The following is a 20381-nucleotide window of genomic DNA, read 5'->3' on the forward strand; positions in this document are numbered from 1 at the left end:
CTCCGCCTCAGGAAGGTGTCCGCCACCGTGGAAAGCGCCGCCCGTACCGCACCGGCAGTGATCGTCGCCATCGACGGCCCCTCCGGCACGGGCAAGTCGAGCACGTCCAAGGCCGTCGCCGCCCAGCTCGGCCTCAGCTACCTGGACACCGGCGCCCAGTACCGGGCGATCACCTGGTGGATGGTGACCAACGAGATCGACGTCGCCGACCCCGCCGCCGTCGCCGCGGCCGCCTCCAAGCCGGAGATCGTCTCGGGCACCGACCCGCTGAACCCGACCATCCACGTCGACGGCACCGACGTGGCCGGCCCGATCCGCACCCAGGAGGTCACCTCCCAGGTGTCGGCGGTCTCGGCCGTGCCCGAGGTGCGCACCCGGATCACCGAGCTGCAGCGCTCCATCGCCGCCTCCGCCGAGCGGGGCATCGTCGTCGAGGGCCGCGACATCGGCACCACCGTGCTGCCCGACGCCGACCTCAAGATCTTCCTGACCGCCTCCCCGGAGGCCCGCGCGGCCCGCCGCAGCGGCGAGATCAAGGGCTCCGACGTCGCCGCGACCCGCGAGGCCCTGCTCAAGCGGGACGCCGCCGACTCCGGCCGCAAGACCTCCCCGCTGGCCAAGGCCGACGACGCCGTAGAGGTGGACACCACCGAGCTGACCCTCGCCCAGGTCATCGAGTGCGTGGTCACCCTGGTCGAGGAGAAGCGAGCCACGAAGTGAGCCAGGAGACCGGCAGGAGCGGCCGGACCGCCGGGTCCGCCGCACCGTCGCCGCGCGGGGCCGAGGTCGGCCGCCGCATCGGCGTCGGGCTGATGAACGGCCTGTGGCGCCCGCGCGTGCTGGGCGCCGGCAAGGTGCCGCCCACCGGGGCAGCCATCCTCGCCGTGAACCACAGCCACCTGCTCGACGGTCCCATGGTCATGGGCGTCTCCCCGCGGCCGACGCACTTCCTGATCAAGAAGGAGGCGTTCGTCGGCCCGCTGGACCCGTTCCTGCGCGGCATCGGGCAGGTCGCGGTCGACCGGTCCGGCACCGACCGCAAGGCGGTCACCGACGCGCTCGGCGTACTCGCCGCCGGCGGCGTGCTCGGCATCTTCCCCGAGGGCACCCGCGGCGAGGGCGACTTCACCTCGCTGCGGGCCGGCCTCGCCTACTTCGCGGTCCGCAGCGGCGCCCCGGTCGTGCCGGTCGCGGTGCTGGGCAGCGCGGAGAAGCGCGGACGCCTCATATCCGGGCTGCCCCCGCTGCGCCACCGCGTCGACGTCGTCTTCGGCGACCCGTTCGACGCGGGCGACCGTTCGGGGCGGCGCACCCGCGCGGCGCTCGACGAGGCGACCGTCCGCATCCAGGAGCGGCTGGCCGCACACCTGGAAAAGGCCAGGCGTCTCACCGGGCGCCGGGTCACACTTGAGTAGTGGCACAGCCCCGCGCGGGCGAGCCACCGACCATTCGATGAGCAACGAGGTACCGACTTCATGAACGACCAGATCCAGCCCGACGGCTCGGCCGAGCACGAGCACGGGGCGCTTGGCGACGCCGAGTACGCGGCGTTCATGGAGCTCGCCGCGGAAGAGGGCTTCGACGTCGAGGAGGTCGAGGGCGCGATCGACGCGGCCGGACACGGCCCGCTCCCCGTCCTCGCCGTCGTCGGCCGCCCCAACGTCGGCAAGTCCACGCTGGTGAACCGCATCATCGGCCGCCGCGAGGCGGTCGTCGAGGACAAGCCCGGCGTCACCCGCGACCGCGTCACCTACGAGGCCGAGTGGGCCGGCCGCCGCTTCAAGGTGGTCGACACCGGCGGCTGGGAGCAGGACGTCCTGGGCATCGACGCCTCCGTCGCCGCCCAGGCCGAGTACGCCATCGAGGCCGCCGACGCGGTGGTCTTCGTGGTCGACGCCAAGGTCGGCGCCACCGACACCGACGAGGCCGTCGTCCGCCTGCTCCGCAAGGCCGGCAAGCCCGTCGTGCTCTGCGCCAACAAGGTCGACGGCCCCAGCGGCGAGGCCGACGCCTCCTACCTGTGGAGCCTGGGCCTCGGCGAGCCCCACCCCGTCTCCGCCCTCCACGGCCGCGGCACCGGCGACATGCTCGACGCCGTGCTGGAGGCGCTCCCCGAGGCGCCCGAGCAGGCCTTCGGCGGCGTCGTCGGCGGCCCCCGCCGCATCGCCCTGATCGGCCGCCCCAACGTCGGCAAGTCCTCCCTGCTCAACAAGGTGGCGGGCGAGGAGCGCGTCGTCGTCAACGAGCTCGCCGGCACCACCCGCGACCCGGTCGACGAACTCATCGAGCTGGGCGGCGTGACCTGGAAGTTCGTCGACACGGCGGGCATCCGCAAGCGCGTCCACCTCCAGCAGGGCGCCGACTACTACGCCTCGCTGCGCACTGCCGCCGCCGTCGAGAAGGCGGAGGTCGCGGTCATCCTGATCGACGCCTCCGAGTCCATCTCGGTGCAGGACCAGCGGATCGTCACCATGGCCGTCGACGCCGGCCGCGCCGTGGTGCTCGCCTTCAACAAGTGGGACACCCTCGACGAGGAGCGCCGCTACTACCTCGAGCGCGAGATCGAGACCGAGCTCGGCCAGGTCGCCTGGGCCCCGCGGGTCAACGTCTCCGCCCGGACCGGCCGCCACATGGAGAAGCTGGTCCCCGCCATCGAGACCGCGCTGGCCGGCTGGGAGACCCGCGTTCCGACCGGCCGTCTCAACGCCTTCCTCGGCGAACTGGTGGCCGCTCACCCCCACCCCGTCCGGGGCGGCAAGCAGCCGCGCATCCTCTTCGGCACCCAGGCCGGCACCAAGCCGCCGCGGTTCGTGCTCTTCGCCTCCGGCTTCATCGAGGCCGGCTACCGCCGGTTCATCGAGCGCCGGCTGCGCGAGGAGTTCGGCTTCGAGGGCACCCCGATCCACATGTCGGTCCGGGTCCGCGAGAAGCGGGGCACCAAGAAGAAGTGACCGCGTGACCAGCACGTGAGAACGCCCGAAGGGCGGCTCCCCTCAGGGGGAGCCGCCCTTCGCGTCGTCCGCGGTGACCCGCCGGGCGCTCACTCGGCCGCGCGGGGGGCCGGGGGCAGGGCCGCCTGCGGGGCCTTGTGCCGCCCCGACGGCCCGCCCGGCGGCCCGGGCCGCCAGGAGACCTCGACGGAACCCGTGGGGTCCGGCGAGGCCTGGGAGGGCTGGGAGGGCTCCGGCGGGTGAGGCGCCTGCCCGGCGTCGGGACGCGCCCCGCCGTGAGCCAGCCTGCCGACCCGCTGCCAGGGGGAGGGGGCCGGCGGCTCCGTGGTGTGCCGCGCCGCGTAGGCGCTCGAGGCGTAGCCGCCCGTGAAGCCGCCGCCACCGCCGTGCCCGTACCGCCACGGACCGCCGAAGGCGAGGCGCTCCTCGCCGCTGCGGTCGCCCGGCAGGGTACGGAAGGACTTCACGTACTCCGCGTACAGGGCGTCGTAGATCGGCGTCGACGACGGGCTGTACGCGGCATGCGCCGGGCGGGCGGAAGGGATGGAGGGGAAAGGCTGACGTCGGGATACCTCGTAAGCGTGCACGTAACGACAAACGACCCCGCAGCCCAACGGATGCGGGCAACACGGGGAATTCGCAGGTCACCCGGGGGAGTGAAGCTCCACTCGAGCGCGTGCGCGACCGGGCCCCGCGCGCTCCGCGCACGCCGGGCGGGTCACGCCCGGGCGCACGAGGCCCGCGCCACGGACCTCAGATGCCCGCCAGGGGGAGCGCCGCACCCACCAGGACGCCGTTGGACGCCGCACGGTCCAGGGCGCCGCGCAGCAGGTCCTCACGCGGCTGACGGCCGATCGAGCCGACCGGGGCGGCGAACATCAGCACCTGCTGGTTCTTGTTGGCCGCCGTGCGCCAGCCGTCGGTGGCCTGCAGCGGGCGGTGCGCCTGCCACCAGGCGACCGGGGCGCCGCCGCCCACGCCCGGCTGCAGCACCGCGTGCAGCTGACCCATGGCGAGCAGCACCGACCAGCCGTGCAGCACCGGCGGGACCTGGTTGAGGTCCGCCACCGGCTGGAAGCCCTGCTCGGTCAGCAGCGGCAGGAACTCGTCGCCCGGGCCGGTGTTGCCCGGGCGGGCGATGGCCGAGGTGGGCTCGACCACGATCGCGGCGTGCAGTTCGCCGTTGATCAGCACCAGCCCGCTGGTCACCCCCAGCACAGCCTGCTCCGGCGCGGCCTGCGCGGCCCCGGCGTCGACGGTCGGCGGGGCGGCCGACGCCTGCTCGGGCACGCCCCCGGCCTGGCGTACGGCGCCCTGCAGCTGCTCGTCGGTCACCCGCACCACCTGGGAGGGCAGGCAGCCGGCGTGCGCGAAGGCGAGCACGGCGGTCTCGTCGCCGACGAACAGGACGGTGCTGGTGTGCTCCTGGCCGGTGTCGCCGGGCGTGCGGCAGGAGGTGCAGTCGTAACTGCCGGGGGCGTTGTCTCCGGCAAGCAGCCGGTCGGCCTCTTCGTCACCGATCTCGGCGCGTACGTCGTCGCTGACATCGAGCATGCGCGGCACGGGTGGCTCCCTCGGGAAGGACATGGGTGGACGGAAGCGGGCCGGGCATCCCGGCTCGCTCTGGGAACAACGGACCGCGCGGGGCGGGGGTAACGGCCGACGGCGAACGGGAATCCGAATCCGGGGCCGGAACGCCGCGCCCGCACGGGCCGCGGGCGGCGCGCGCCGCCCGCGGCCGGACGGTGGGCGGAAGGTGGGCCGAAGGGGTGGACGCGGCGGGCGCAGGCGCGGCGCGGCCGGGTACGCCGGGCGCCGGGCCCTAGCCTCGGCCGGTGCCCCGTGTGTCGATCATGAGAAGGTCGCGGCCCGTCCGGACGGCCGCCTCCTCGGCCCTCCTCGCCCTTGCGGCCTCCCTGGCCTCCTGCACGCCGTCCCCCGGCCCCGAGGGCGCGCCCGGTCCGCCGGCGCGGGCCCCGAGGCCCTGTCCGCCGGACCGCTGGCCCTGGGAGTGCGTCGCCGACTGCGAGAGCGGCGGCCGCTGGCACGTCAACACGGGCAACGGCTTCTACGGCGGCCTGCAGTTCAAGCACTCCACCTGGGTGGCCTTCGGCGGCGGCGCCTACGCGGCCCGGGCGGACCTGGCCACCAAGCGGCAGCAGATCCTGGTCGCCGAGAAGGTGCTCGCCTCGCAGGGCTGGGGCGCCTGGCCGGTCTGCTCGGCGCGGTACGGGCTCAAGGGACGGATGCACGTCGTGAAGCGCGGCGAGACGCTGGCCGCGGTGGCCAGGAAGTACCGGGTGGCCGGCGGCTGGCGGACCCTGTACCGGCTCAACCGCTCACTGCTCGGCGCGGACCCGGCCCGGCTGATCGCGGGGACCTTCCTGAAGCTGCCGGGGGACGCCGAGCCCAAGGCGGCCGGTGAGCTGTTCGGGCCGCCGCTGGAGGAGACGTGAGCTGATTTCCGGCCATTTCCCCACCTTCCGCGGGCGGGCGCGGCAATGGCGCCGGAGCTAATTCGGGCGGTGGTCCGCGCCCATTCCGAGGCCCCGGGACAGGGAAGTCCCGAAAGGTGCGGAAATGGATATCGGCGCAGTTCCGGATACCTGTGCGGATCGCTCGAACGGGTGACGCGGCAGGGCCGGTGGCCGAGGGCCGATCCGTGACAGAAGTGTGACAGGGGGAGCTTTGCCGGCGATCTTCGCGCCGGGGTTTCCCGGGGGACGGGCACCGCCTAGCGTGGCGGTCATGGCAACGATTCCCACCCCGGGCGAAGAGCCCCAGGACCCCACCGACGCCTACGTCGGCATGGACGCCGAGGAGGCCGGAAGCCGGGCCCGCGAGCGCGGCTGGCAGACGGTCCGCACGCTGCCGCCGGGCGCGATCATCACGCTGGAGTACCGCGTCGGCCGGCTGAACCTCGAGGTCGACGGGGGGCGGGTGATCCGCTGCTGGAAGGGCTGACGCGCGACCGGAGGGGTCTTCAGGCGACCGGGCGGGCCGAGGACGGCTTGGGGCGGCCCGTGGCGTCCGTGTGCGCCGAGGCCGGACGGCGGCCGCCTCCCGGCGTGGTCGACGGGCCCCGCTCGGGACGCGCCCCGTGCGGCCCGGAGGACAGCAGGAACGGGCCCCGGCGCGCATGGCCCGCGTCGGCGCCCAGGGGGGCGGTGCGGCGCAACGGCGCGGCCAGACCGGAGGGACCGGCCACCGGGGCGGAAGGGGCCCGGTCCTTGCCGAAGCGGCGGGCGAGCCGCGTCCACACCGCGTCGCGCAGGCCGAGGATCCACCGCTCGGCACGGGCGCCCAGAGGCTCGAAGAGGGGCAGCGCCAGCAGGATCAGCAGGCCGGCCACCCAGCCGAGCAGCACGTCGCTCAGCCAGTGGGTGCCGAGGTAGACGGTGGTCAGGCCGACGCCCAGGGACATCACCGCGGAGAGCGCGGACAGCCAGCGCCGGGCCCGCGGGCTCGAGGCCAGGTAGGCGAGGATGCCCCAGGTCACCACCGCGTTCGCGGTGTGGCCGCTGGGGAAGATGTCCCCGCCGAGCCACATCTCGTTGGAGCCTATGGTCGTGGCGTAGTGCGGCCCCAGCCGGCCCATGCCGATCTTCGCGGCGCCGACCGTGACGTTCAGGAGCAGCAGCGAGATGGCGAGGGTGATCAGCGGGCGCAGGGTGTGCTGGCGCCAGGAGCGCCAGCCCAGCCAGGCCGCCACCATCACCGCCGTCGGCCCGCGCTGGCCCAGGACGACGTAGTAGTCCAGCCACGCGTGGATCTCGGGCCACTGCTGGTAGGGCCGGAAGAACATGACCCGCCAGTCCAGGCGGACCAGCCACGAGGTGGTGATCACGGCCCAGACGATGGCGGCGTAGGCGGCCAGGCAGGCGGCGACGAGTGCGTACCGGTGACGGCTCATCCGGGGCATGCCGAGCTGGACCGGCCGCTCGGGCTCCCGGTCCAGACGCGCGAACACCCGGTCCAGACGGGTGAGGCTTCGTTCGGTACGCACCCAATCGACGTTACAGCGAGTGAGGGCGCGACCCGAACGGATCAAGGTGTTTGTGATGACCATGTGATGTGGGGTAGCTCTCACGCGGCCACTTGTCCGGGAATTCACCGCGGCGACGATTCCCGCTCACCGCAGGGGGAATTGAGCGTTCATTCCGGGGAAACAGGTGGGGTTCGCATTTGTTTTCCCGTCGCCGCGACGTGGCGGAATTCACGGCGGTCCCGAGCCGGTCAGCCAGAGGCCTCCGTAGACCGCCGAGGCCGCCGCCGCGAGCCCCAGGAGCGCGGCCGTCAGGGCCGGGCGGGCCCGGGCGGCGGCCCCGGCGACCGGGAGCAGCAGGGGGAAGGCGGGCACCAGCAGCCGGGGCTTGGAGCCGAAGTAGCTGGACGCGCCGAAGGCCAGCAGCGTCACCAGGAAGCCGTGGACCAGCAGCGGGAGCGGCAGCCGGGCGCGCACCCCCGCCAGCAGGAGCCACCCCACCAGCCCCACCCCCGCGATCAGCGCGAGCCCGGCCAGGGCGCCGGGGAGGGAGTCGAACAGGTCCGCCACGAAGCGGGCGAAGGCGACGCCCCCGTCGAAGCCGTTGCGCCAGCCGGCCTGGACGTCCAGGTACCCGAAGAGGCCCTCTCCGGTGCGCCGGCCGACCCACAGGACGTAGCCGGCGGCACCCAGGGGAGCCAGCAGCATTCCGAGGGCGCGCGACCAGTTGCCCGCGCCCTCACGTGAGAGGTCGAGCCCGGCGCGCACGGCGTGAAGGTCGCGCGCCCCGTCCGGTGCGCCGTCCGCGGCGGCCGCGCTCCGGTCCCGCACGAAGGAGGCAACGGCTCCGGCCCACACCGCGGCGGCCACCGCCAGGCCGACCGGCCGGGTCAGTCCCGCCGCGAGCGCCAGGGCCCCCGCGAGCGTCCAGCGTCCGGTGAGCACCGCGTACAGCGACCAGGCGGCCAGCGCGGTGAACAGCGACTCGCTGTACGCCATCGACTGCACGATCCCGACCGGCAGGGCGCCCCAGAGCACCGCCGCGCACACCCCGGCCCGCCGGCCCAGCACCAGGTCCGTGACGGCGAAGATCCCCCAGGCGGCCGCGAGCGAGGCCACCAGGCTCACCAGGAGACCGGCCTCGCCGTACGAGAGCGGGCTCACCGCCGCGACGCCCCGCTCCAGCCACGGCAGCAGCGGGAAGAAGGCGAGATCGGCGTGCACGTCGCCGCCGGGCAGCCGGACCGTGTAGCCGTAGCCCGACTCCGCGATCCGGGCGTACCAGATCGCGTCCCAGCGCGCGGTGAGCCGCACCAGGGGATCGACGTCCCGCGCGGCGGCCCACACCGCCAGCCCCACCAGACCCAGCAGACGGACGGCGGCGTATCCGGCGAGGGCGGGCGCTGCCCGGCGCAGCGCCGTGGCCGCCCCGACGCCACGGGCCCGCCCGGCCGCCGGACGCGCGGCAGGCGTGTCGAGATCGGTCACGGGCACGATTATCGGCGGCGCCCGGCCCCCCGTCCGGCCGTTGCCCCCACCGGGTCCGGGCAGTGGCGCACACCACAGCCGGCCTGTCCCGGGGTGAGAGCTCCACCACGTGCCACCGGCGTGAACTCGCGTACTCTGGCGAATCACTCGTCTTCGTCGAGCGGGCCGGTCGAGCGGCCTCGGGGGCCGCCGGACGCGAGCAATTCTGGGAGGTACGCACATGTCCGGGACGACCGTGTCCGGCGCGAAGGCCACAAGGCACCGCGCCCGCCGGGCGGCCGGGGCCGGCGCCAACCGCTGGATCGTCCTCGTCGTCCTCTGCGTCAGCCTGCTGCTCGTCGCCGTGGACGCCACCGTGCTCCACGTCGCGGTGCCCGCGGTCACCGAGGACCTCCGGCCGTCCGCCACCCAGCTGTTGTGGACCGTCGACGTCTATCCCCTCGTCTGCGCCTCGCTGTTGATCCTCTTCGGCACCCTGGGCGACCGGGTGGGACGACGGCGGGTCCTGCTGCTGGGCTACGCCCTCTTCGGCATCGCCTCGGGCGTGGCCGCCTGCGCGGACAACGCCCAGGTGCTCATCGCGGCGCGGGCGTTGCTCGGTGTGGGCGGCGCGATGATCATGCCCGCCACGCTGTCGTTGCTCCGTCAGGTCTTCCCCGACCGGCGCGAGCGGGCGCTGGCCATCGGCATCTGGAGCGCGGTCGCGGCCGTGGGCGCGGCGGTCGGACCGCTGCTGGGCGGCTTCCTGCTCGAGCGTTTCTGGTGGGGCTCGGTCTTCCTGATCAACATCCCGTTGATGCTGGTCGCGTTGCCGGTCGGACGGTTGCTGCTGCCGGAGTCCCGGGGCCGCCGCGAGGGGCCCTGGGACGTGACCGGCGCGCTGACCGCCGCGGTCGGCCTCTTCGCGGCGGTCTACGGCGTCAAGCGGCTGGGCGGCGGCATCGCGCCGCTGTCGCCGCTGACCTGGGGCCCGCTGCTCGCGGGCGCCCTGCTCCTGGTGCTGTTCGTGCGGCGCCAGCGGAGGCGTGAGCACCCGCTGATCGACATGCGGCTGTTCGCGCGGCCGGCCTTCGGCACCTCCATCGGCTGCATCGTGCTCGCCATGCTGGCGCTGGTGGGCCTGGAACTCATCGCGGCGCAGTACCTCCAGCTGGTGCTGGGGCTGTCCCCGCTGGAGACCGGTCTGCGGATGCTGCCGCTGACCCTGGCCGCCATGGCGGCCGGTCTCGCCGGGGCGCGGCTGCTGCGCAGGCTCGGTCCGCGGGTCATGGTGGCGGCCGGCTTCGTGCTCACCGCGGGCGCGGTGCTGACGCTCCTGCCGATGGGCACCCAGGACAACCCGGCGCTGCTGCTGTGCGGTTTCGTGCTGCTCGGGCTCGGGCTGGAGACCACGCTCTTCGGCGCCTACGAGTCGATGCTCAGCGAGGCCCCAGAGCGCGAGGCCGGAGGCGCCGCGGCGATCGGCGAGACCTCCTACCAGCTCGGCGCGGGCCTGGGCATCGCCCTGCTGGGCAGCGTGATGAACGCGTCCTACGGACCCGGCGTCTCCTCGGTGCCCGGGGTGCCGGGGCACGCCTCCGCGGCGGCGGGCCACTCCATCGGGGAGGCATACGAGGTCGCGGGCGGCCTGGGCGGCGTCGCGGGGCAGACCCTGTGGACCGCCGCCAGGGAGGCGTTCGTGCACGGGCTGCACGTGACCCTGCTGGTCAGCGCCGGACTGCTGCTGCTGGGCGCGCTGGCGGCGCTGCGCCTGCCGCGGGAGATGCGCGAGGAGCCGCCCATGGACGGTGCCGCGGAGGACGCGGACGGAGGCGCCGAGAACGCGGACGCCGGGGAGGACGCGGCCGAGGCCGCCGGGAGGGCGGACGGTGCGGAGGCCGGGGGCGGACAGGGGCCGGAGGCCACCGTGCCGGAGCCCCGGGAGAAGAAGGAGCCGTCGTCGCGGCAACCGCGCGTCTCCGCCTGAGAGCCGCGAGGGCGCGGGTCCGCCGGGGCACACGAGGGCCGTGACGGCCGCGATCCGGCGCCCGGAGGCACCCGGGGAGGCACCCGGGCGGGGAGGACGGTACCGGGCGGGGCGCTCACCGGGTCCCGGTGAGCGGCCCCGCCTCAGCTCTGGTTGAAGAAGGCGTCCCGGGCGCCCGGGGCGGTCTCACCGCTGACGATCTCGGTGTGGGCCGGCGTGAGCAGGAAGACCCGGTTGGCGACCCGCTCGATGGATCCGCGCAGGCCGAAGATCAGACCCGCCGCGAAGTCCACCACGCGCTTGGCGTCCGCGGCGTCCATCGCCGTGAGGTTCATGACCACGGGGACGCCGTCACGGAAGAGCTCGCCGATGGCCCGGGCGTCCCGGAAGCTGTCGGGGGTGACGGTGCCGATCCTGCGGCCTCTGTCCTCGGCCGGCTCGGCCGCGATCTTGACCCGCGGGTCGGTGACCCAGGCGTCCTCGGACTCCGGGCCCTCGGCGTAGTCGTCGTCTTCGTAGTAGCGCTCGTCATCGCTGTCGTCGACGAGGCCAAGCCAGGCACTCGCCTTGCGCACCGATCCCATGGACGCCTCCTCTCGCTGCGGTCTCTCTCTCGCTATCCGCAATCCCTATCGTCGTCCATGAGTCGGACAACGTGCCAAGTGGACGGACACCGCGCAGGGGGTTTGTGACGGTACCGGTGCGCGGTGGATACGTACAGACTCCGTGTATCCCAAGGGACTTGCCCTACACGATTGGTGATTGGGAGTGAAATAATATTCTTCGCGGCGAACGAGTGAGATGTGGTGCCTCCGGGTGAACCACCTACCCCCTTACGATCTCGGAAGTCGCCCGTAGATACAGGGGGCGCAAGGAGACCCGCGCCACGGGGGCCGCGGGCATCTGAGGGGGAGTCACGATGTTCGGAATGGTGCGGCCCTGCCGTCACCGGCTCGGGGAGCGCCTCGCCGCGGAGTGGACGGCGCACCTGTGCGGGCTGTGCCTGGCCCTGCGCGGCGAGCAAGGCCAGTTCGCCCGCGTGGTGACGAACTACGACGGCCTGCTGATATCCGTGCTGACGGAGGCTCAGGCGGAGCGGGTTGGGACCGGACGCCGCACCGCAGGGCCCTGCCCGCTGCGCGGGATGCGCACCGCCTCGGTGGCCAGGGGCGAGGGGGCCAGGCTCGCCGCCGCCGTCTCGCTGGTGCTCGCCTCGGCCAAGGTCCGCGACCACATGGCCGACGGCGACGGGCTGCTGGCCCGCCGTCCGGTGGCCCTCGCCGCCCGCCGGGTCGCCGCCAACTGGACGGCCGCGGGCGCGCGCACCGCCACCACCGTCGGCTTCGACACCGCCGTCCTCCTGGACGCCGTGGACCGGCAGGCCGGGCTGGAACGCCTGGCCGGACCCGGCACCCCGATCCTGACCGTCACCGAGCCCACCGAGACGGCCACCGCCGCTGCCTTCGCGCACACCGCCGTGCTGGCCGGACGCCCCGCCAACGCGGCGCCGCTCGCCGAGGCCGGCCGGCTCTTCGGCCGCCTGGCCCACCTCCTCGACGCGGTCGAGGACCAGGCGGCCGACGCGGCCTCGGGCGCCTGGAACCCGCTCACCGCCACCGGGACCTCGCGCGAGGACGCCCGCCGCCTGGCCGAGGACGCGGTGCGCGGTGTGCGGCTCGCCCTGCGCGACGCCGAGTTCACCGACGGCCGCCTCGTCCACCGGCTGCTCGCCCATGAGCTGGAACGTTCGGTCGACCGCACCTTCGGCACCCCCTCCTGCGCGCACACCGCCGCCGGCCACGCCGTCGAGGGGTACGGGCCGCCGCGACCGCCCCACGGCCCGGGCCCGCAGGCGCCGCAGGGTCCGTACGCGCCGCCGGGACCGCAGGGCCCCCACGGACCCGGCAGTCCGGCCGGCGGACAGCCGCCGCACCGGCCGGGCCGCGGGTTCTGGGCGGGCTGCGCGGCCGCCGTCGGGCTGCTCTGCACCTGCCAGGTCTGCTGCGCCGACGAGTTCGAGGGCCCGTGGTCGCGCCGGCGCCGGGAGGGCTGGTGCGGCCAGTGCGACGGCAGTTGCTGCGACTGCGGATGCAACTGCTGCGGCTGCTGCGGGGGAGACGGCGACGGCGGCGGGTGCGACTGCTGCGACTGCGGCTGCAACTGCTGAGCGGCGGCGGCACGGTGGCACCGAGGTGACGCTGCGTCATCTCCGTGATGACCGGGGTGGGCACCGGGCCTCCGCGGCCACCTGCGCTTCGGGGGGCGGAGGCGTCCACGATGGGATAAAAACCCCGCCGGTCCGGTAACCCAGGGCCACCGGTGTCGTTGGGTCGGAGGCAGAACCATTTCTCTTCCTCCGACCAACTCGCCTCCCCCTTAAGGCACCTCAGTGGACGCAGTCACACCGACATCGGCCGCCGCGCGTCTGCGCGCCGCCCGCGGCGGGACGGGCCGGAAGGCCCCCCGCTCCCTTCGCACCAGGCTTCTCAGGGTCCTGATTCTGGCTCTCGCCGTCCTGCTGGCCCTCCTCGGCACCGCGGCGGCCGAGCGGATCGCGACCTTCCGGGACGCCTCCGCCACGGCGGACAACGCCCGCCTGGAGATCACCCTGCAGGGGCTGGTCCACGAGCTGCAGAAGGAACGCAGTCTCACCGCCGGGCACCTGGGCGGCGTGCGGGAGTTCAGGGACCGGCTGCCCGCGCAGCGCAAGGCCACCGACACGGCGCGCGCCGTGCTCGACCAGGCACTGCGGGGGCACTCGGACGAGCGGCGCGCGGACGCGGTCCGCGAGGCCCTCGGCCGGCTCGGCGCGCTGGGCGGCATCCGTGCGAAGGCCGACCGGCGGAGCGTCCACGTCCAGGAGGCGTTCGCCTACTTCACGTCCACCATCGGCGCGCTCGACCGGCTCGACCTCGGCCTCGACGAGGTGCGCGACCACACCCTCTACGACGCGGGCCGGGCGCTGCGGTTCCTTGGTGACGCCAAGGAGCTCGCGGGCCAGGAGCGGGCGCTGCTGCTCGGGGCGGTGACCGCCGGCCGGTTCCACGGCGACGACCACGGCCGCTTCCTGGAGATCAGGGCCGGCCGCCTCGCGTCGCTGGCCGCCTTCCCCTCGGTGGCCTCCTCCGCGCAGGAGCGCCGGCTGGACGCCGCGCTGAGCACGCCCGACGCCCGGCGCAGCCAGTGGTACGAGCGCCGTGCGGTGCGCGGCGGCGGCCTGCTCGACGCCGCTGAGATCCCGCCCACCGCCTGGTGGAGCACCACCACCTCCACCATCGACGGCCTGCGCGAGGTGCAGGTCTCGCTCGGCCACGACGTGGAGAGCCGGGCCTCCGACCTGGAGAGCGACGCCGGCGAGGACCTGGTGCTGTTCGGTCTGCTGGCGCTGGTGACCGTCGCGGCGCTCGGCGCGCTCGCCCTCGACTGCGTCCGCACCGTCTCCGGCCCGCTCGCCGATCTCGCCCAGCAGGCCCGCGAGGTGGCCGGGAAGCGACTGCCGCTGGCGGTCGCCGCGATCCAGAACAGCAACCTGCGCGAGGCGCCCGAGCCGCCCGAGCCGCTGCGCGTGCCGCCGAAGGCCGGCGTCGAGGTGCTGGAGATGGCCGAGGCCTTCGACCGGGTCCAGCGGGCCGCCTTCGACCTCGCCACCGAGCAGGCCGTGCTGCGCCGCAACGCGACCGAGTCGCTGGTCAGCCTGGGCCGCCGCAACCAGAACCTGGTCCGCCGCCAGCTGAGCTTCATCAACAAGCTGGAGCACGAGGACGCCGACCCGGCGACGTTGGCCAACCTCTTCGAGCTCGACCACCTGGCCACCCGGATGCGGCGCAACGCGGAGAGCCTGCTGGTGCTGGCCGGAGAGTCCAGCCCGCGCCCGTGGTCCACGCCGCTGCCGGTCACCGACGTGCTGCGCGCGGCGCTCTCCGAGGTCGAGGAGTACCGCCGGGTGGTGCTGCGGCGCATCGAGCCGGCCGGGGTGTCCGGCTCGGTGGTGGCGGAGATCGCCCACCTGCTGGCCGAACTGGTCGAGAACGCGCTGAACTTCTCGCCCCCGGAGTCGGAGGTCGAGATCGAGGGCCGGCGCACCAGCGCGGGCTACCTGATCGCCATCGTCGACCACGGACTCGGCATGGACGCCCAGGCGCTCGCCGAGGCCAACGTGCGGCTCTCCGGGCGGGCCAGCTTCATGGCCGACCCGGGCCGCTTCCTGGGCCACTTCGTGGTCGGCGCGCTGGCCCGCAAGTGCGGGATCGAGGTGCGGGTGGGCGAGGCCCCGACGGCCGGGGTGGTCGCCCGGGTGCTGCTGCCCGCCGCGCTGCTCGCCGAGCCGAAGAGCCCGGCGGGCACGCCGGACGACGACGTGGTGGTGGACGGCCGGCTGGACCAGAAGGCCGTCCTGCCCGCGCCGCGCGCCGCGGCGGCGGCCCCCGCTCCGGGCGGGAGCACCAACCTGGTGCCGGTCACCGCGGACGGCCGGCCCGCGGACGGCCGCCCCGCGCCCCAGGCGGCCCGGCCGCCCCGGCACGCGCGCCCGCAGATCGCGGCACCCCCGGCCGCGGGCCCGGGGGAGCGGCGGGCCGAACCAGCCCGCGGCGCGGACGCCGCCCGCACCCGCAACGGCCTGGTCAAGCGCCCCCGGCGCAGTGCCATCGGCGCCGCGGTCGACGAGACGGACCGGGCCGGCGCCCGGCCGCTGCCTCCGGCGCCGGAGCGGGAGCGCACCCCGGAGCAGGTCTCCGGGATGCTCTCCTCCCTGCGCAGCGCCCACCTGCGGGGCGGGATCAGCGTGCAGAAGGAGAAGGAGAGGGACATGGACCGCGGCACGGGTGCCGACGCCTGGGCGCCGAAGGATGCCGTGGCTGACGAGGGCGAGGCGAAGTGACCACTGTTCCCACCCAGAACGCCGCTCCTGCCCCCCAGGACTCGCAGACCTTCAACTGGCTGCTGGCGGCCTTCGTCCGCAACACCGACGGTGTGCGGGACGCGGTCGCGGTCTCCTCGGACGGCCTGCTGATCGCGGTCTCCGACGGACTGGGCCGGACCGAGGCCGACCACCTGGCGGCCATCGTGTCGGGGCTGTCCAGCCTGGCGCGCAGCGCCTCGCGGCGGTACGGCTTCGACGGGGTGAAGCTCATCATGATCGAGATGGGGCGGGGCTTCCTGCTGGTCTCGGCGATCCGGGACGGCAGCTGTCTCGGGGTGCTCGCCGACAGCAGCGGCGAACTCGGCCTGGTCGGCTACGAGATGGCAGTGCTCGCGGAACGGGCGGGTGACCTGCTCACGCCGGCCCTGATCGCCGATCTCCGCCAGTCGCTGCCCCGGTGAACGGCACGCCCATGGAAGAGGACAACAGCTTCGTCAGACCGTTCATCATCACCGGTGGACGGGTGGAGCCCACGCAGAGCGACCTGCGGCTGGAGACCCTGGTGGTCGCCGTCCGCCCGCCGGACGAGTCGCTGACGTTCGAACGGAAGCGGGTCGCCGCGGTGTGCGCGAGCCCGACGACGGTGGCCGAGGTGGCGCACCGGGTGGGCGTCCCGCTGGGGGTCGCCAAGGTGCTGATCTCCGACCTGGTCGCCGTCGGGCACCTCGCCTGCCGCCAACCCGCGGAGCTCTCGCTCCACACGCTGGAAAGGATCAGGGACCATGTCCGGGCGCTCTGACAAGATGGTGCCGCTGGCCGTCAAGATCGTGGTGAGCGGAGGACTCGGGGTCGGCAAGACCACGTTCATCGGCGCCATCTCCGAGATCGAGCCGCTGGACACCGAGGCCGCGATCACCCAGGTCTCGGTGGGCGTCGACTCCCTGGACGGGGTGGAGTCCAAGACCACCACCACCGTGGCGCTCGACTTCGGCCGGATCACGCTGAACCCGGCGATCTCCCTCTACCTGTTCGGGACGCCCGGCCAGGACCGGTTCTCCTTCCTCTGGGACGACCTGGTGGAGGGGGCGCTCGGCACCGTGGTGCTGGTCGACACCCGCCGGATCGAGGACTGCTTCCCGGCGCTGGACTACTTCGAGGCCCAGCGCGCCCCGTTCGTGCTGGCGGTCAACCACTTCCCCGGGGCCCGCCGGTTCGAGCTGGACGAGGTGCGTGAGGCGCTGGGGCTGGGCGACGACGTGCCGGTGGTGGACTGCGACGCCCGGGACCGCCGTTCGGTGCGGGACGTCCTGGTGGTGCTGATGGACCGGGTCATCCGGGAGCGCACCGCGGGGCGGGAGCGTTCCGCCGCCCTGGTGTGACGCGCGGGGCGGGTGAGGCGTGACGACCGCCGGCCGTCGTCCCGGACGTTCCGGGACGACGGCCGGTCCTGCGGGGGCCGCGGTGTGAAGTCCCTGTGCCGATGTGCGGGGGAAAACGGCTTCCCTACCGAACGGACGGTCGTGTTCCGGCCAGGGGCGAATGGGACCTTGAGTGAGGAGGGGGAACAGGCGAACGCCCGTTGCTGCATCCGCAGGGTTTCGCTGAGCTGTGGGTCTGTCGCCCCGTCCGGCGGGGAATGCGCTTGGCGACGCCGTCCTCGTCGGGCGACCGAAAGGCACCCTTGCGCCGCTCGGTCGCGCGGCCGAATACTCCCTGCAGCGCTTGTCAGGAACACGGCGTGTCCGCCACCCCGGGCGCCCCTGTCCCCGACTGCGCCTCACGGGCCCGCGCCCCCCACAAGCGGGCCCCCGACTTCCCAAGTGGAGGAACGACCAGTGAGGATCAAGCGCACCACCCCCAGCAACGGCGTCACGAGACGAACCCGTCTGCTCGCCGTGGCCACCGGCCTGGTGGCAGCCGCCGCGATCGCGGTGCCGTCCGCCAGCGCCGACGAGGTGACGACCTTCAGCTCCGGCGAACTCACCGCGGCCGGCGACGCCGTCCTGGAGGCCGACGTCCCGGGCACCGCGTGGGCGGTCGACGCCAAGACCAACCGGGTGGTCGTCACCGTCGACAGCACGGTGTCCCAGGCGGAGATCAGCAAGATCAAGGCGGAGGCCGGCGACAGGGCCGACGCGCTGACCATCAAGCGGACCGCGGGCAAGTTCCAGAAGTACATCTCCGGCGGTGACGCCATCTACTCGGGGTCGGGCCGCTGCTCGCTGGGCTTCAACGTCCAGGACAGCGCCGGCAACTACTACTTCCTGACCGCCGGCCACTGCACCGAGGGCGCGGGCACCTGGTACTCGAACTCGGGACGCACCACGGTCCTCGGCTCCACCGCCGGCACCAGCTTCCCGACCAACGACTACGGCATCGTCCGGTACACCAACTCCTCGGTGACCAAGTCGGGCAGCGTGGGCAGCGTGGACATCAAGAGCGCGGCGACGCCCAGCGTCGGCACCACCGTCACGCGCCGGGGCTCGACCACGGGCATCCACAGCGGCCGGGTCACCGCGCTGAACGCCACCGTGAACTACGGAGGCGGCGACGTCGTCTACGGCATGATCCAGACCACGGTCTGCGCCGAGCCCGGCGACTCCGGCGGCCCGCTGTACTCCACCAGCGGCATCGCCTACGGTCTGACCTCCGGCGGCAGCGGCAACTGCTCCAGCGGCGGCACGACCTTCTTCCAGCCGGTCGTCGAGGCCCTGAACGCGTACGGGGTCAAGGTCTTCTGACCGGCCGCACCTCCGCATCACCCTCCTCCTGGGGAACCCCCCGCACGCCCGGCGTGCGGGGGGTTCCCGCTGTTCGGGGCGGGGACGGGGCGGGGGTGACGGGTGTCTCCCGGGTCGCCCGGAGTTGCGAAAGTGGTCTATGGTGGAGACGTAGGTGAACGTTTGTTCGATAGGCGGTTCGACAGGTAGGCCGGGAGGTGCGCATGCCGGGTTTCCCGCACCTGCACACCGCCTCCGGCTTCTCCGTGCGCCACGGCGCCTCGCACCCCGAGCGGCTGGCCGAGCGGGCCGGTGAGCGGGGCCTGGGGGAGCTCGCCCTCACCGACCGGGACACCGTGGCCGGAGCCGTCCGGTTCGCCAAGGCCTGCGCCAAGGAGGGCGTCCGCCCGCTGTTCGGCGTGGACCTCGCGGTGGCGCCGCCGGCCGGGGCGGCACGGGGCGGCCGGTCGCCGGAGCGGCGCCGGACACCGGTGCGCGGTGGTGCCTTCGTCGACGAGTCAGCCCCCCGGGCGACCTTCCTGGCCCGGGACGGGGCCCGCGGCTGGGCCGGCGTGTGCGCCCTGATCACCGCCGCCCACGCGGGCGGCGGCGCCCCGCTGCTGCCCGCCGAGGCGCTGTACGCCGAGGGGGTGACCGTCCTGCTGGGGCCCGACTCCGACGTGGGCCGCGCCCTGTCCGCCGGGCGCCCCGACCTGGCCGCCCCCCTGCTCGCCGCCTGGCGCGAGCGGTACGGGGACGCGCTGCGGCTGGAGACCGTCTGGCACGGCCGCCAGGGCACCGGGCACGGCTCGCTGCGGCTGGCCGCCCGCACCCTCGCGCTCGCCGCCGAGCAGGGCGTGCGCCCGGTACTCACCAACGCCGTCCGCTACGCCGACCCCGGCATGGGCCCGGTCGCCGACGTGCTGGACTCCGCCCGCCGCCTGGTCCCCGTCGACCCGGCCCGGGGACTGGACTCGGGCCAGGCGTGGCTCAAGGACGCCGACGCCATGCGGGAGGCCGCCGAGCGGGTCGCCGAGGCCGCCGGGCTCGGCCCGCGCGCCGCAGGGCGGCTGCTCGAGCACACCCGGACCACCGCCGAGGAGTGCCGGGTCGACCCCGGGGAGCACCTGGGCATCGGCAGCGTCCACTTCCCCGAGCCGCACCTGGTCGGCGCCGGGCGGCGCACCGCGCAGCGGGTGCTGGCCTCGCGGGCGGCTGCCGGGATGGTGCTGCGCGGCTACGACCGGCGGCGCGAGTACTGGGAGCGGATGCACCACGAGCTGGACATCATCGCCCACCACGGCTTCGCCACCTACTTCCTCACCGTCGCCCAGGTCGTCGACGACGTCCGGGAGATGGGCATCCGGGTCGCCGCGCGCGGCTCCGGCGCCGGCTCCCTGGTCAACCACCTGCTGGGAATCGCCTCCGCCGACCCGGTCGAGCACGGGCTGCTGATGGAACGCTTCCTGTCCAAGCGCCGGGCGGTGCTGCCGGACATCGACGTCGACGTGGAGTCCGCCCGCCGGCTGGAGGTGTACCGGAAGATCTTCGACCGCTTCGGCGGCGAGCGGGTGGCCACCGTCGCCATGCCCGAGACCTACCGGGTGCGGCACGCGGTCCGCGACGTCGGGGCGGCGCTCGCCATGGACCCGGCGGAGATCGACCGGATCGCCAAGTCCTTCCCGCACATCCGCGCCCGCGACGCCCGCGCCGCCCTGGAGGAGCTGCCCGAGCTGAAGGAGCTGGCGAAGGGGCCGAAGGGGGCGGGCGGGCGCTACGACAGGATGTGGGACCTCGTGGAGGCGCTGGACGCGCTGCCCCGCGGGGTCGCCATGCACCCGTGCGGAGTGCTGCTCTCCGACGCCACGCTGCTCGGGCGCACCCCGGTGGTGCCCACCAGCGGGGAGGGCTTCCCGATGGCCCAGTTCGACAAGGACGACGTCGAGGACCTGGGCCTGCTCAAGCTGGACGTGCTCGGGGTGCGGATGCAGTCGGCGATGGCGCACGCGGTGGCCGAGGTGGAGCGGGCGTCCGGCGAGCGGATCGACCTGGACGCGGTGCCCGAGGGCGACCCGGAGACGTACCGGCTGATCAGGTCGACCGAGACGCTGGGCTGCTTCCAGATCGAGTCACCCGGCCAGCGCGACCTGGTCGGACGGCTCCAGCCGGAGACCTTCCACGACCTGGTCGTCGACATCTCGCTGTTCCGGCCCGGACCGGTCGCCGCCGACATGGTGCGGCCGTTCATCGAGCGCCGCCACGGCCGCAGCCCCGCCCGCTACCCGCACCCGGACCTGGAGCCCGCGCTGCGCGGCACCTACGGCGTGGTGGTCTTCCACGAGCAGCTGATCGACATCGTGGCCGTCATGACGGGCTGCGGCCGGGGCGAGGCCGACCGGGTGCGGCGCGG

Annotated in this window: 18 protein-coding genes; 13 read left to right on the plus strand and 5 right to left on the minus strand. The window is 74.3% G+C overall.

Annotation, left to right across the window (positions count from 1 at the left end; all coding sequences use genetic code 11):
- Positions 1-27 precede the first annotated feature (27 nt).
- Genes cmk through der form a run of 3 tightly spaced genes read left to right on the plus strand, consistent with a single transcriptional unit; the run spans position 28 to position 2951 of the window.
- Complete coding sequence (gene cmk / locus Sfr03f_RS29690; protein WP_108957333.1) at positions 28-720, plus strand: (d)CMP kinase; 693 nt, start codon at positions 28-30, stop codon at positions 718-720.
- On the plus strand, positions 678-1415 hold the full coding sequence (locus Sfr03f_RS29695) for a lysophospholipid acyltransferase family protein (protein ID WP_435841959.1): 738 nt from the start codon (positions 678-680) through the stop codon (positions 1413-1415). The genes cmk and Sfr03f_RS29695 overlap by 43 nt, the downstream gene beginning before the upstream one ends.
- A gap of 60 nt (positions 1416-1475) precedes the next feature.
- Positions 1476-2951: a ribosome biogenesis GTPase Der gene (gene der / locus Sfr03f_RS29700; RefSeq protein ID WP_108957318.1), complete on the plus strand. Its 1476-nt coding sequence runs from the start codon at positions 1476-1478 to the stop codon at positions 2949-2951.
- A gap of 89 nt (positions 2952-3040) precedes the next feature.
- On the opposite strand, the gene Sfr03f_RS29705 is transcribed toward der, so the two are convergent.
- Both Sfr03f_RS29705 and Sfr03f_RS29710 read right to left on the minus strand, forming a co-directional pair.
- The gene (locus tag Sfr03f_RS29705; protein ID WP_308216789.1) at positions 3041-3418 is read right to left on the minus strand and encodes a hypothetical protein; all 378 of its coding nucleotides are present in this window, start codon (positions 3416-3418) and stop codon (positions 3041-3043) included.
- 286 nt (positions 3419-3704) lie between these two features.
- Positions 3705-4514 carry a DUF8842 C-terminal domain-containing protein gene (locus tag Sfr03f_RS29710; protein WP_108957320.1) on the minus strand — a complete coding sequence of 270 codons (810 nt, stop codon included), beginning with the start codon at positions 4512-4514 and terminating at the stop codon, positions 3705-3707.
- A 290-nt stretch (positions 4515-4804) separates the two neighbouring features.
- Between Sfr03f_RS29710 and Sfr03f_RS29715 the strand changes: the two genes are divergently transcribed.
- Positions 4805-5407, plus strand: a complete 603-nt coding sequence (locus tag Sfr03f_RS29715; protein ID WP_108957335.1) for a LysM peptidoglycan-binding domain-containing protein — start codon at positions 4805-4807, stop codon at positions 5405-5407.
- 292 nt (positions 5408-5699) lie between these two features.
- A complete protein-coding gene (locus Sfr03f_RS29720; RefSeq protein WP_108957336.1) occupies positions 5700-5915 on the plus strand; it encodes an I78 family peptidase inhibitor in 216 nt (71 codons plus the stop codon).
- A 19-nt stretch (positions 5916-5934) separates the two neighbouring features.
- Here Sfr03f_RS29720 and Sfr03f_RS29725 read toward each other — a convergent pair whose 3' ends face one another.
- On the minus strand, positions 5935-6957 hold the full coding sequence (locus Sfr03f_RS29725) for a phosphatase PAP2 family protein (RefSeq protein ID WP_108957321.1): 1023 nt from the start codon (positions 6955-6957) through the stop codon (positions 5935-5937).
- A 210-nt stretch (positions 6958-7167) separates the two neighbouring features.
- Entirely contained in the window at positions 7168-8424 is a 1257-nt protein-coding gene (locus Sfr03f_RS29730) for a putative hexosyltransferase (RefSeq protein ID WP_108957337.1), read from the minus strand.
- Between the two features lie 220 nt (positions 8425-8644).
- Between Sfr03f_RS29730 and Sfr03f_RS29735 the strand changes: the two genes are divergently transcribed.
- Positions 8645-10390, plus strand: a complete 1746-nt coding sequence (locus Sfr03f_RS29735) for an MFS transporter (protein ID WP_108957322.1) — start codon at positions 8645-8647, stop codon at positions 10388-10390.
- Between the two features lie 143 nt (positions 10391-10533).
- Here the strand turns inward: Sfr03f_RS29735 and Sfr03f_RS29740 are convergent, their stop codons facing one another.
- Positions 10534-10974, minus strand: a complete 441-nt coding sequence (locus Sfr03f_RS29740) for a cell division protein SepF (RefSeq protein ID WP_108957323.1) — start codon at positions 10972-10974, stop codon at positions 10534-10536.
- 335 nt (positions 10975-11309) lie between these two features.
- Between Sfr03f_RS29740 and Sfr03f_RS29745 the strand changes: the two genes are divergently transcribed.
- The 7 genes from Sfr03f_RS29745 to Sfr03f_RS29775 form a co-directional block, all read left to right on the plus strand.
- The gene (locus Sfr03f_RS29745) at positions 11310-12557 is read left to right on the plus strand and encodes a DUF5685 family protein (RefSeq protein WP_108957324.1); all 1248 of its coding nucleotides are present in this window, start codon (positions 11310-11312) and stop codon (positions 12555-12557) included.
- Between the two features lie 222 nt (positions 12558-12779).
- Positions 12780-15269, plus strand: coding sequence for a sensor histidine kinase (locus Sfr03f_RS31575; RefSeq protein ID WP_281262853.1), 2490 nt, complete (start codon positions 12780-12782; stop codon positions 15267-15269).
- The gene (locus tag Sfr03f_RS29755) at positions 15266-15712 is read left to right on the plus strand and encodes a roadblock/LC7 domain-containing protein (protein ID WP_108957325.1); all 447 of its coding nucleotides are present in this window, start codon (positions 15266-15268) and stop codon (positions 15710-15712) included. Before Sfr03f_RS31575 ends, Sfr03f_RS29755 begins: the two co-directional genes overlap by 4 nt.
- Before the next feature lie 11 nt (positions 15713-15723).
- A complete protein-coding gene (locus Sfr03f_RS29760; RefSeq protein ID WP_108957326.1) occupies positions 15724-16050 on the plus strand; it encodes a DUF742 domain-containing protein in 327 nt (108 codons plus the stop codon).
- Positions 16034-16630 carry a GTP-binding protein gene (locus tag Sfr03f_RS29765; RefSeq protein ID WP_108957327.1) on the plus strand — a complete coding sequence of 199 codons (597 nt, stop codon included), beginning with the start codon at positions 16034-16036 and terminating at the stop codon, positions 16628-16630. Before Sfr03f_RS29760 ends, Sfr03f_RS29765 begins: the two co-directional genes overlap by 17 nt.
- Positions 16631-17086: 456 nt before the next feature.
- Entirely contained in the window at positions 17087-17992 is a 906-nt protein-coding gene (locus Sfr03f_RS29770; RefSeq protein WP_108957328.1) for a S1 family peptidase, read from the plus strand.
- A gap of 203 nt (positions 17993-18195) precedes the next feature.
- A partial coding sequence (locus Sfr03f_RS29775) for a PHP domain-containing protein (protein ID WP_159105762.1) occupies positions 18196-20381 on the plus strand: 2186 nt, incomplete at its 3' end.

It is taken from the genome of Streptomyces fragilis (genome assembly GCF_003112515.1).
GTDB classification, from domain to species: Bacteria; Actinomycetota; Actinomycetes; order Streptomycetales; family Streptomycetaceae; genus Streptomyces; species Streptomyces fragilis.

Coding starts and splice junctions, on each gene's coding strand:
- der (WP_108957318.1), top strand. CDS start 1,476: ATGAACGACCAGATCCAGCCCGACGGCTCGGCCGAGCACGAGCACGGG.
- Sfr03f_RS29715 (WP_108957335.1), top strand. CDS start 4,805: ATGAGAAGGTCGCGGCCCGTCCGGACGGCCGCCTCCTCGGCCCTCCTC.
- Sfr03f_RS29720 (WP_108957336.1), top strand. CDS start 5,700: ATGGCAACGATTCCCACCCCGGGCGAAGAGCCCCAGGACCCCACCGAC.
- Sfr03f_RS29735 (WP_108957322.1), top strand. CDS start 8,645: ATGTCCGGGACGACCGTGTCCGGCGCGAAGGCCACAAGGCACCGCGCC.
- Sfr03f_RS29740 (WP_108957323.1), bottom strand. CDS start 10,974: ATGGGATCGGTGCGCAAGGCGAGTGCCTGGCTTGGCCTCGTCGACGAC.
- Sfr03f_RS29745 (WP_108957324.1), top strand. CDS start 11,310: ATGTTCGGAATGGTGCGGCCCTGCCGTCACCGGCTCGGGGAGCGCCTC.
- Sfr03f_RS29760 (WP_108957326.1), top strand. CDS start 15,724: ATGGAAGAGGACAACAGCTTCGTCAGACCGTTCATCATCACCGGTGGA.
- Sfr03f_RS29765 (WP_108957327.1), top strand. CDS start 16,034: ATGTCCGGGCGCTCTGACAAGATGGTGCCGCTGGCCGTCAAGATCGTG.